Below are 11234 nucleotides of genomic sequence, written 5' to 3' on the forward strand. Positions count from 1 at the left end.
GCATGACCGAAGTCCGATCCGGTCCGGCCTTCTCCGTCCACGACATCCCGTTCAGCACCCACGGATCCTGGTTCGGCATCTCCCCGGTGCTGGCGGAGAAGACGTACGCCGAAGATCTCCACCTCGTCTCCCACCAGAACGGCATGCACGCCGCCCTGCGCCTCGTCCCCCTCGACCCCACGACGGGCGAGCGGATCGAGACCCGCGTGACGGCGACCCCGAGCCTGCTCAGCTGGACCCACGCGAGCGGGCGCATCGACCTCGCCTACGAGTCGCCGCAGACGGTTCGTCTGCGCGGCACCGAAACAGGCCTGCGGATCACCGCGGCAGCGCACACCCTGACACCCTTCACCGGCACGTACTTCTTCCACGACCCGGTGGACGGAGCACACGTGTTCACCTCGTACGAGACCGGGCGCCGCTACCGGCTCACCGTCCGGTCCGGCGTCGTGCGCGAGGTCCGCGGCAGTCAGGCCCTGGGCGTCGCGGAGCGCGGCCTCACGGTCACCGCGGATGCGGACGGCACCTGGGAGGCCGCCGTCGAGGAGCTCGACAGCGCGCGTCGGCCCGCTACCTCCTCGGCGACGTTCGACGAGGTCGTGGCCGCGGCGGAGGGTGCCTTCGGCGCCTTCGCCGACGCGGTGGCACCCTGGCGCTCCGCCGCCACCCCGGCCGCCGAACTCGCCGCGTACGTCCTGTGGTCGGCGACGGTCGGCCGGGCGGGCCTGGTCACGCGGCCCGCGGTTCTGATGTCCAAGCACTGGATGGACAAGGTCTGGAGCTGGGACCACTGCTTCAACGCGCTCGCCCTGGCGCCGGGAGTGCCCGCGCTGGCCTGGGACCAGTTCTCGCTGCCGTTCGACCACCAGGACGAGAGCGGAGCCCTGCCCGACTCGGTGACCCACTCGGAGGTCCTGTACAACTTCGTGAAGCCGCCCATCCACGGGTGGGCCCTGGCCCGCCTGCGTGGACGTCTCAGTGAACCCCTCGACCGCGCCGAACTCACCGAGGTCTACGACAGGTTGCGGCGCTGGACGGACTTCTGGCTCACCGCGCGCCGGGCACCGGACGCTGCTCTGCCCCACTATCAGCACGGCAACGACAGCGGCTGGGACAACGCCACCACCTTCGACCCCGAACGCGTGGTCGTCACCGCCGACCTTGCCGCGTTCCTCGTCCTGCAACTGCGCGAACTCGCCTCGCTGGCAGGGGAACTGGGGCTCGCCGACGACGCGCGGAAGTGGACCCGCGGCGCGGAGGAGGCCCAGGCGGCCATGCTCGACGAACTCTGGACGGGGGACCGGTTCGTCACCCGGGGCGCCGACAGCGGTGACACCTGGGACAGTTCCAGCCTCCTCGACCTCATGCCGATCGCGCTGGGCGAGCATCTGCCCGAGAGCGTCGCCAAGACCCTCGCCGCCCGGATCGAGGCGCACCTGACTCCGTACGGACTGGCCACCGAGCTGCCCACCTCGCCGCACTACCGCCCCGACGGCTACTGGCGCGGTCCGATCTGGGCACCCGCCACGGTCCTGATCGAGGACGGCCTGCGACGTGGCGGTCACGAGAGGCTTGCGGACGAGATCAGCGCCCGCTTTCGCGGACTGTGCGAGTCCCACGGCTTCGCGGAGAACTTCGACGCCCTGACCGGTACGGGGCTGCGCGACCGCGCCTACACCTGGACCGCCGCCAGCTATCTTCTTCTGGCCGAAGCGCACGAACTCCGGCACAAGGCGACCGGGCACATGTGAGGGCCGCGCCCGGTGCCGTGTTCGTCGACACAGGGAGAGTTCGACGCATGAATGCGCCACCATCGCGACGTGGGGCGGAACGCTCCGAGGGATCAGCCGTCCGGATCGGCGCTCTCGTTCCGCTGACTCCACCGGGCTGGGTCGAGGCGGGCCGGCACCTGCTCGCCGGACTCGAACTGGCCGTGGGTGAAGTCAACGGGGCCGGCGGGATCGACGGACGACCGCTGGAGTTGGTGGTCCGGGACACCGCGGCCGATCCGCGGAGGGCGGCGGCGGCCGTGGACGAACTGGCCGGACTGGGCGTGGCGGCCCTGGCCGGTGAGTATCACAGCGTCGTCGCTCGCGCCGCCGCCGCGCGGGCCGACGCTCTCGGCCTGCCGTTCCTGTGCTCGTCAGCGGTTCTCGACGCGCTCACCGAGAAGCCGACGGAATGGGTCGCGCGCCTCCCCCCGGCGCAGTCGCACGGCTGGCAGATCTACGCGGACTTCGTCCTCGGCGCGGGCCACAGCCGTATCGCCGTGGCAACCCAGCCGAGTGTGTACTGGGCGTCAGGAATCCGCATCCTCCGGGACCACCTCGCCCCGCGCGGCGGCACCGTGATCGAACTCGACGCGCGGGCACTCGCCCCCGCTGCGGTGTGCGACGAACTTGTCGAAAACCGCGCGACGGCCCTCCTGCTGTTGGTCGGCTTCCCGGAGCCTGCCGTGTCGATCGTCAAGTCCGTCCGCCGCGACCGGCGCCTCGCCGACATCATGATCGGTGCTCCGGCCGGACAGCCGGAGTTCGCCGAGTGGTCGACGTCGCTGGGCGAGGACAGCGCCGCGATCCCGTTCCTGCGCTACCTGCCCGAGCGCCTCGGCCCACTCGGCACACGGGTCGAGACAGCCCTGCGCGAGCGGCTGGCCGAAGCGCCGTCCTTCGTCGCGTTCGAGGGCTACGACACGGTCGCGGTCCTCGCCGACCTGCTGCGTTCCCACGGCTCGGATCGGGCGCGCATCGCCGAGGCCTGGCCACGCGTGGCAGTCGAAGGCACCCGCGGGCAGATCCGGTTCTCCCGCACGCCAGGCATCAATGTGTGGCAGTGGGCCTGGGCGCCCACCCAAGTCGTGGACCGGGATCCGGCACGCCCCGACCGCTTCCGGGTCCGCCACGCCGGCTGAGCTCGACGCAGGCGTCAGGCATCGTGTTCGTGGTCCGCGCCGTCCTCACGCAGAGGTCCGTGCGGCGCGGCGTTCGGCGCCCAGGCGGGCGTAGTGGTCGATGAGTTCCGGGGCGTCCACGGCGGCGGGGTTGACGACCTGCTCGACAGCGGCGCCCTGGAGCAGACGCTTGACCGGGACCTCGAGCTTCTTGCCGGTGCGGGTGTGCGGGATCGCCGGGACCTCGATGATCTCGTCGGGGACGTGGCGGGGTGAGGCTCCGGTGCGGACGGCCTCGCGGATGCGGTCGCGCAGGGCGTCGTCGAGGGTCACACCGGGCGCGGGGACGACGAACAGGGGCATCCAGTAGCCGCCGTCGGGTTCCTCCGCGCCGATGACCAGTGCCTCGGTGATCTCCGCAAGGCGCTCCACGACGTCGTGGATGTCGGCGCTGCCCAGACGCACGCCGTTGCGATTCAGCGTGCTGTCGGAACGGCCGTGCACGATCACCGACCCGTGCCCCGTGACGGTGATCCAGTCACCGTGTCGCCAAATACCGGGATACGCGGAGAAGTAGGCGTCGTGGTACCGGTCGCCGTCGGGGTCGTTCCAGAAGTACAGCGGCATCGACGGCATGGGGCGGGTGACGACCAGCTCGCCGACCTGGTCGAGGACCGGCCGGCCCGCCGCGTCATACGCGGCGAGTGCCACACCGAGGTGCGGGGCCGACAGTTCTCCCGCCCAGACAGGCGTGTTGGGCGCGCTGCCCGCGAATCCGGAGACGATGTCGGTACCTCCGCTGATGGAGGCGAGCAGAGCGTGATCGCCGACGTGGTCGCGGACCCAGGGGTAGGCGGAGGCGGGCAGGGCGGAGCCCGTGCAGCCGACGACGCGGATCGACGACAGGTCGTGCGCGGACGGGTCGATGCCGAACTTGGCCATGCCCAACAGGTATTGGGGGCTGGTGCCGAAGACCGTGACGCGGTGCCGGGCCGCCAGTTCCCACAGGACGTCCAGGCGGGCGAAGGGGGCAGGGCTGCCGTCGTAGGTGCAGGTGGTCGCGCCGGTCAGGAGGGTGGAGGCGACCAGGTTCCACATCATCCAGTGGGTGGTGGTGTACCAGAGGAGACGGTCGCCGCGGCCGAGGTCGGAGTGCAGGCCGAGGGTCTTGAGGTGTTCGAGCAGGACGCCGCCGTGGCCGTGGACGATGCCCTTGGGCAGGCCGGTGGTGCCGGAGGAGAACACGACCCACAGGGGGTGGTCGAACGGAACGGCGGTGCAGTCCAGTTGTTCGGTGCGGTTGGCGGCGTCCTCCCACGGGACGACCAGCGAGGGGTAGTTGCGTGCGGGGCGGGGCAGGCCCACGTGATCGACCAGCAGGGTGGCCTTCAACGTCGGTAGCTCGGAGGCCAGTTCGAGGACGGCGTCGCGGCGGTCGTGTGCGGTGGCGTTGAACAGGTAGCCGTCCGCTGCGATCAGTACGGCGGGTTCGAGCTGTGCGAAGCGGTCGGCCGCGGCCTTGGGAGCGTAGTCCTGCCCGCATACGGACCAGATGGCGCCCAGGCTCGCGGCGGCCAGGAACGCCACGATGGCGTGCGGGGTGTTGGGAAGGTAGCCGACAACCCGGTCGCCCATGCCCACACCGAGGTCGCGCAGGGTCGCGGCGACGGAGGCGACCTGGGCGCGCAGCCGTTCCCCGGTGATCTCGTATCCCGAACCGGTCTCGTCGAGGGCGAGGATCGCCACGCCGTCGTCCGCGAGGTTGCGAAGGGCGTGGTGGGCGTAGTTGAGGGTGGCGCCGGGAAACCAGCGGGCGCCGGGCATCCGCTCCTCCTCCAGCACCCGGTCGTACGGGGTCTCCGCGTCGATGTCGAAGTACTCCCACACCGCGCCCCAGAACCCTTCCAGGTCGGTGACCGACCAGTGGTGCAGGGAGGCGTAGTCCGGGTGCACGGCGACACCCCGCTGCCCGGCCGCCCAGCGGGCGAAGTCCACGATGCGGCTGGAGGCTGCGACCTGTGGATCGGGAGTGAAGAAGGGGACCGGATTCGTGGTGTTCATCGCGTCGTGCTCCTCAACAGGCCGTCCTCAACAGGGTGTTGGGAAAGCCGCGGGCTTCGGGTGGTGTGCAGCAGGGATGCCCAGCCGGCGGTGTCAGTGAAGTCGCCGCCGCCGGGCGGGACGACGTCCATCACGACCCGGTCCGGCCGCAGCAGTACGGCGTCCGCCCGCCCCTCGCGCAGCCAGGTGGCGAGGTGGCCGTCGTCGCCGAGGTCAGCCACCAAGACCGTCCGGGCGCCGAGGCCGTCGGCGACCGACCGCAGTGCGGGCGGGACCGGTACGGCGGTCAGCACGGCGAAGGAGCCGCCGAGCAGTTCGTCGAGGCGGGTGCGCCGACCGTCGACGGTGACCCACGGCTGGGGGCAGAAGGTGCCCACGAGACCGCGGCCGCCCCAGCGCCTAGGGCGTCGCACCAGCGGCCCGCCTTTCAGGGCGGGACTGAGATCGCGGGCGGCCGCCGTACTCAGGCCGGGGACCCGGACCGCCGCGCTCAGGACGCCCCGGCGAAGCGTGGCGGCGCCGTCCTGGCCCCCGGTCATGGCCCAGCCCATCGCGACCGCGAGCCGTATCGCATGACGTGCGTGCGGTTTGCGCTCGCTCTCGTACGTGCCCAACAGCCGCTCGTCGGCGCCCTGTTGGAGGACCCTCGCCAGCTTCCAGGTCAGGTTGTGGGCATCGCGCAGCCCCGCACACAGCCCTTGCCCGATGAACGGCGGAGTGAGGTGTGCGGCATCCCCGAGGAGGAAGACCCGGCCGCGGCTCCAACGGTCCGCGATGCGGGCCCGGAAGGTGTACGGGGCCTGCCGCACCAGTTCGAAGTCGGTGCCGTGCGCGAGGTCCACCCAGGGAGCGATCAGCTCCCGCAGCCGCTCGTGATCCAGCGCCGAGTCGTCCTTCAGCCGGAACTCCCAGCGGTAGCGGTCCTCGCCGACCCGCATGAACGTCGCGGGCCGCTCGGGATCGCAGATCTGCTCGACGCCTTCCCAGCAGCGGACCGGGAGGCTGGTGCGCACGTCGACGACCGTCCAGCGTTCCTCGAAGCGCAGGTCCTCCCAGGCGGCGCCGATGGCGTCGCGGATGAGGCTGCCCGCGCCGTCGCAGCCAAGGACGGCATCCGCCCGCAGCACGTGTTCACCCTTGTCGTCACGGTAGGTCACGTCGACCGGACCGTCGCCGTCCCTCTCCTGCTCGATGCCGACGACCTCCACCCCGCCACGCAGCTCACACTCCGGGGTGCGGGCGAGGGCGTCCCGCAGCACCTGCTCCAGGTCGGGCTGGTCGAACATGCTGGTCTGCGGAAAGCCGTGGTCACCCTGCGCGGCGCGCGGGAACTCGGCCATCACCCGGTGCCGGGCGTCCAGCAGCCGCAGCCCTCGCGCGGGGCGGGCGATCGCGGCGAACTCCTCCTGCACCCCCGCGGCCTGGAGGATGCGGCGCACCTCGTCGTCGGTGGCGACGGCGCGGGGCAGCGGGTAGACGTCGTGGTGGCGGTCCAGGACGACGGTCCTCACGCCACGCCGGGCCAGCAGGAGCGCGGCGGTCACACCCACGGGTCCGGCTCCGACGATCACCACGGGTACGTTTCCCGGCCCGGGCGCGGTGTCCCTTGGCGATGCTTCCCGTGGTGCGGTGCCTTGGTCGGCGGTCATGTGCGGCTCATTCCGGGGATCGGTTCGCGTCGTTCAGTTCGCGTCGGTGACGGGTGTGCGCTGCTCGCCCAGATCGATCCGCCCGTCCTGCGTGGCGATCGTCGCGGTGATCAGGTCGCCCTGGTGCAGGTAGCGCGGGTTCTTGGCCTGGCTCTTGAAGAACGCCTTCCACTTCAGCGCCGGCGGCAGAAGCGCCCCGATCTTCTCGACCACCTTGGGCGGTGCCTTGAGAGCCGTGCCGCCGGGCGTGCCGGTCAACAGCAGGTCACCCGGGTCGAGGGCCTGGAAGCGGGCCAGCAGGGTCAGCGCCTGCGCCGGGCGGACGATCATGTCGGCCGGAGTGCGGTCCTGACGCAGGTCGCCGTTGACGGACAACTTCAGCCGCAGGTCGAGAAGATGGGCGAAATCCTCCGGCTCCAGGACGGCCAGGTACGGGCCGGTGGGCGTGAATGTCGGGTACGACTTGCTCTCGTAGAACTGCGTCCTGGTCAGCTGTACGTCGCGGGCGCTGACGTCGTTGGTGATCACGAGGCCGGCGACGTACGACGGCAGGTCTCGCTCCTCGACGACCGTGCCGACCGGGAGGGGTGCACCCATGACGAGCCCGAGCTCGATCTCGTAGTCCAGGAACTTCACGTGCTGCGGGCGGACGATGTTTTCGTGCGGAGCGCTCACCGAGCCGGATGCCTTGCGGAAGAAGGCGGGCGGGATGTCGCCGGTGAAACCCGAATCGCGGGCGTGGCTGCGGTAGTTGACCATCTGTGCGACCACGCGGCAGGGGGTGGTGACCGGGGAGAGGGCGACCAGACCGGCTACGGGCGTGCCCGCCTCGGCCGAGACGGCGGCCGCGCCGACGGCGGTTCGGTCGGCCAGCAGTTCGGCGGTGGTGACGGCCTTGGTGTCGATGCGGACGGCGCGCGCGTCACGCACCACCCACCAGCCGTCGGTGGTACGCAGGACGTTGGTGCTCATGTCGGTGCCTTCGTCGGGGGAGGGTCAGGGGTCAGGAGTTCGCGGCCTTGAGCAGGCCGAACAGGCGGGCGGGGTCCATCTCGTTGTCGCCGCGCAGGGCCTGGACGACCTCGCGGACCCGGCGTGGGGAAGGGCTCGCGCCGAGGAAGTCACGGGTGGCCGGCGGGCCCCACTGGGCGAGGCCGCTGGTCGACATGGGGGCCCAGCCGGGTGCGAGGTCGCTGGAGAACAGGTCGCCGTCGGCGAAGTGCTCCAGCATGAAGTGGTCGGGGTCGCGCCAGTAGTCGAAGAGCTGACTGCCCTGGATGTGCCGTCCGATGCCCCAGCTGCGCTTGTAGCCGCGCTCGTTCAGGTACTCGCCGCCGGCGGCCATCGAGTCGAGATCGGTGACCTGGTAGGCGGAGTGGACGTAGCCGTTGCCGGGGCCGAGGTGCATGGCGAGCGTGTGGTGGTCGACTGCCCGGCTGCCCTGGTCGCAGCGCATGAACGCCATCGTCGGGCCGCGGTCGCGCTGTCCGTCCAGGAACAGGAAGTCGGACACGATCATGCCGAGGGTGTCCAGGTACCAGTGCAGGGCGCGGGCGAACACCCGTGTCTCCAGGACCACATGCCCCAGGCGCTGGATGCGGGACGGCTCCCGGGGCGGGCGCTGTGTGACGTTCGTACGGCGGTGGTCCGTGCCGAAGTTGAGGAGCGGCGCGAGTTGTTCGGGCAGGGCCGGCAGTTCCTCACCGCAGTGCGCCACAAGTACGGGGAAGCCGGAGGGGTCGAGCAGGGCGACGGCCCTGCCGCCGCCGGGGACGTCCGCGTTCCGTACGTCGGACCCTGTCGCCCGGGCCAGTCGGTCAAGGTCGGCCCGCTCGGCCGCGCGGAACACGGGGCCGATGAAGCGGGAGGTGCTCCCGCGCCGGATCACCATGCACGGTGAGCCGGCGAAGGTGCCGCGCAGCCACAGCGCACGCTTCGTGCGGGCGGCGATCCCGAAGCCGAAGTCGCGGGCGAACACCTCGGCGCGGTCCAGGTCCGGCTTCTCGAACTCCAGCCAGGCCAGGTCCGCCACCTTGATCAGGGGGTTTCGGGACCGTCCGGGGTGTTCGCCGCGCCGCGCCCCCTGTTCGCTGTGGAGATCCTGATGGGCCGTCCTGGCGTCCGTGACGCCGACTGCGGTGACGCGGGTTTTGGACATGGCGTCCTCCAAGCACATAGCCGTAATGATGAAATCATCAATCCTGACTACTCCATCGTCAACACCTGAGTCGAGATCGATGATGAATTCATCAGATGTGTACTGATTGATTCATCAGAACTGTGGCGGCGAGGGCTCTCGTGAGTAGACTCGCGCGTATGTCGACGTCAGCCCCACCCGGTAACCGTTTCGAACGGCGCCGCGCCGAGACCCGCCAGGCGCTCGTTCGCTCGGCCCGGCAGATCCTGGCCGAGACCGGGGACACCAGCGCCAGCATCCAGGCCATCGCGGAGCGCGCCGATGTCGGCTTCGGCTCCTTCTACAACCACTTCGAATCAAAGGCGGAGTTGTTCGACGCGGCGGTCGCGGACGCCCTCGAAGAGCTCGGGCAGACCTTCGACGAGCATCTGCGGGGCATCGACGATCCGGCGGAACTCGTCGCGGCGGGCTTTCGCCTCAGCGCGCGCCTGGCCGATTCCCGGCCCGAGCTGATGCAGGTGCTGCGCCACCGCGGCCTCGGCCACATCCACTCCGACTCGGGCCTGGCCGTGCGCGCCGCGCGTGACCTGGAGGTCGGCATCGCCTCCGGCCGTTTCGCCATGGCCGACCCGGCCATTGCCGTGACCGCCCTGGGTGGCTCCCTGCTGGCGTTGGTGGAGCTGCGTTTCGCCCGCCCGGATCTCGCGGGGGACGAGGCAGCCGCGAACCTGGCCGAGATGCTGCTGCGCATGCTGGGCGTCCCCGCGGAGGACGCCCGTGACGTCGCGCGGCGCCCGCTGCCCGACCTCGACTGACAAGGTGCTGACCGCCGTGCCCAAGCCTGTCGTCCGCGAACCGCTGCGAAGCAACTCGCGCTCCAACCGTGTCCGCATCCTCGCCGCCGCCCGGCAGGAGCTGGGCCGGAACCCCGACGTGACCCTGGAGGAGATCGCACGGGCCGCCGGTGTGGTCCGCCGTACGCTCTTCGGCCACTTCCCGGGGCGCGCGGCCTTGCTCGACGCTCTCGCCGAGGAGGCTTCCGAGGCGCTGCGCGGCATCGCGGTCCGGGCGCCCGCCCCCGAGGAGACACCGCAGCACGCCCTGGCCCGCTTCGTCCTGTCGATCTGGCCCGTCGGAGACCGCTACCGGCTGCTCCTCGCGCTCGCCCGCCAGGACCTGGGCACGGAACGGGTGTCCGAGATCCTCGCCCCGGCCCGCAACGAGGCCACCGCCATCCTTGAGCGAGGGCAGGGCGCGGGCGTGTTTCACGGCCACCTGCCGGCACCGGTGCTCAGCGCCGCCCTGGAAGCCCTGACCTTGTCGCTGCTGGAGAGCGTCAACGCGGGGACCTGGGAGGACGACGGGACGCGGACCGCGGTCGCCACGCTGGTCGCGGCGGGCGTGGCGGAGCAGTCGGCGACCGGGATCGTCAAGGACGTCGCGGCGGAGATGCGGGCCGAATCCTCCGACGGCTGATTGCGTCCCCGGCACTTCTGGGGAGTCACGTGGCCGACGAGGCCGGGCGGAAGGTGACCTGCGTACCCGTGAAGCGCGCGTTGATCCCGTTCCCCGTGGTGGCGACCGACCTCAGGCGCAGTCCCTCGGGGATGTTGCGCAGGGGGACGGGTTCTTCCAGGGCCTTGTCGAGCAGCGCCTTCACGGGAGGGATCAGTTCGCCCCGGGTGGCGCGGATGTCCGTGAAGGCGATGCGATTGCCGCCGGCTGCCGAGACCGCGGTGCTCACGCTCACGTCGCCGACCAGCGGCAGACTGACGCGCACGTCGATCCGGCCCGGCCCGTCACCCTGCGAGACCTTCAGGCCGAGCGCGTTCGACACGTCCTCGTACGACAGGAACGCGGTCGCGGCGACACTGCGCGCGTGAGCCTCCTCGGCGCTCCCCGAGGTCTTCAGTCCGTCGATTCCGACGGTCAGTTTCGTCACCGGCAGCGGTCGGGCCGTTCCGCTCGCCGGGATGTCACGCGCGGTGATGTCGACGTGCCGCAGGCTGCCCCCAGCCAACTGTGTCAATACGGGAAAGCCGCTGACGTGCACCGAAGACCGGTCCGGAGTCCCCATGCCCTCCTGAAACGCCTCGGCCGTACGGCTCTGTGCGCGGGCGGCGGCAACCCGGTCGACGACGACGGCAGCCACCAGCAACGCCACCAGGGACGCCGCGGCGACGATCCTGCGCCGCCTCCGGGGGGCCGGGGAGCTCACGTACACAGCGGGGTCGCTGTAGTGCATCTCGCCCACGGGCTCCTGGTGATGCCGGGACTGGTACATGGCTTTCCTCTCGGGAAGTGATCTCCGGCCGGGCGATCGCGGCGCCGAGCCGGTCTTGGAGGGGGTTTCCTGGCGTCGAGGCGCTAGGGGGTGTTTTGAAAGTCCCGCACAGCACCCGCGGCGCCCGGCACGCACCCTCGCCGCACCGGCCGAAGCCCCAAGTACGTCCAGTACGAGGGCCTTCGTCCGGCACGCCGAGGGCACGCACCGAAC

9 protein-coding genes are annotated in these 11234 nt (G+C 71.0%); 4 read left to right on the plus strand and 5 right to left on the minus strand.

The window, feature by feature from the left end:
- The first annotated feature begins 2 nt into the window (after positions 1-2).
- Both ABZS97_RS10370 and ABZS97_RS10375 read left to right on the plus strand, forming a co-directional pair.
- Positions 3-1751: a trehalase family glycosidase gene (locus ABZS97_RS10370; protein ID WP_356135793.1), complete on the plus strand. Its 1749-nt coding sequence runs from the start codon at positions 3-5 to the stop codon at positions 1749-1751.
- Between the two features lie 47 nt (positions 1752-1798).
- Positions 1799-2911, plus strand: coding sequence for an ABC transporter substrate-binding protein (locus ABZS97_RS10375; protein WP_356135795.1), 1113 nt, complete (start codon positions 1799-1801; stop codon positions 2909-2911).
- A 45-nt stretch (positions 2912-2956) separates the two neighbouring features.
- Here the strand turns inward: ABZS97_RS10375 and ABZS97_RS10380 are convergent, their stop codons facing one another.
- The 4 genes from ABZS97_RS10380 to ABZS97_RS10395 are packed head-to-tail and all read right to left on the minus strand — an operon-like array spanning position 2957 to position 8758.
- A complete protein-coding gene (locus tag ABZS97_RS10380) occupies positions 2957-4951 on the minus strand; it encodes an acetoacetate--CoA ligase (protein ID WP_356135797.1) in 1995 nt (664 codons plus the stop codon).
- Positions 4948-6600, minus strand: coding sequence for a bifunctional 3-(3-hydroxy-phenyl)propionate/3-hydroxycinnamic acid hydroxylase (locus ABZS97_RS10385; protein ID WP_356135799.1), 1653 nt, complete (start codon positions 6598-6600; stop codon positions 4948-4950). Before ABZS97_RS10385 ends, ABZS97_RS10380 begins: the two co-directional genes overlap by 4 nt.
- Positions 6601-6633: 33 nt before the next feature.
- Positions 6634-7572, minus strand: coding sequence for a fumarylacetoacetate hydrolase family protein (locus ABZS97_RS10390; protein ID WP_356135801.1), 939 nt, complete (start codon positions 7570-7572; stop codon positions 6634-6636).
- Between the two features lie 31 nt (positions 7573-7603).
- Entirely contained in the window at positions 7604-8758 is a 1155-nt protein-coding gene (locus ABZS97_RS10395; RefSeq protein WP_356135803.1) for a VOC family protein, read from the minus strand.
- Positions 8759-8916: 158 nt separating this feature from the next.
- Between ABZS97_RS10395 and ABZS97_RS10400 the strand changes: the two genes are divergently transcribed.
- Together ABZS97_RS10400 and ABZS97_RS10405 are read left to right on the plus strand one after the other, a co-directional pair.
- Positions 8917-9552, plus strand: a complete 636-nt coding sequence (locus ABZS97_RS10400; protein WP_356135805.1) for a TetR family transcriptional regulator — start codon at positions 8917-8919, stop codon at positions 9550-9552.
- 16 nt (positions 9553-9568) lie between these two features.
- Complete coding sequence (locus ABZS97_RS10405) at positions 9569-10213, plus strand: TetR/AcrR family transcriptional regulator (RefSeq protein WP_356135807.1); 645 nt, start codon at positions 9569-9571, stop codon at positions 10211-10213.
- Between the two features lie 25 nt (positions 10214-10238).
- Here ABZS97_RS10405 and ABZS97_RS10410 read toward each other — a convergent pair whose 3' ends face one another.
- Entirely contained in the window at positions 10239-11021 is a 783-nt protein-coding gene (locus ABZS97_RS10410) for a DUF2993 domain-containing protein (protein ID WP_356135809.1), read from the minus strand.
- Positions 11022-11234: the final 213 nt, after the last annotated feature.

The organism is Streptomyces sp. NPDC005485 (assembly GCF_040606085.1).
GTDB lineage: Bacteria > Actinomycetota > Actinomycetes > Streptomycetales > Streptomycetaceae > Streptomyces.

Coding starts and splice junctions, on each gene's coding strand:
- ABZS97_RS10370 (WP_356135793.1), top strand. CDS start 3: ATGACCGAAGTCCGATCCGGTCCGGCCTTCTCCGTCCACGACATCCCG.
- ABZS97_RS10375 (WP_356135795.1), top strand. CDS start 1,799: ATGAATGCGCCACCATCGCGACGTGGGGCGGAACGCTCCGAGGGATCA.
- ABZS97_RS10380 (WP_356135797.1), bottom strand. CDS start 4,951: ATGAACACCACGAATCCGGTCCCCTTCTTCACTCCCGATCCACAGGTC.
- ABZS97_RS10385 (WP_356135799.1), bottom strand. CDS start 6,600: ATGACCGCCGACCAAGGCACCGCACCACGGGAAGCATCGCCAAGGGAC.
- ABZS97_RS10390 (WP_356135801.1), bottom strand. CDS start 7,572: ATGAGCACCAACGTCCTGCGTACCACCGACGGCTGGTGGGTGGTGCGT.
- ABZS97_RS10395 (WP_356135803.1), bottom strand. CDS start 8,758: ATGTCCAAAACCCGCGTCACCGCAGTCGGCGTCACGGACGCCAGGACG.
- ABZS97_RS10400 (WP_356135805.1), top strand. CDS start 8,917: ATGTCGACGTCAGCCCCACCCGGTAACCGTTTCGAACGGCGCCGCGCC.
- ABZS97_RS10410 (WP_356135809.1), bottom strand. CDS start 11,021: ATGTACCAGTCCCGGCATCACCAGGAGCCCGTGGGCGAGATGCACTAC.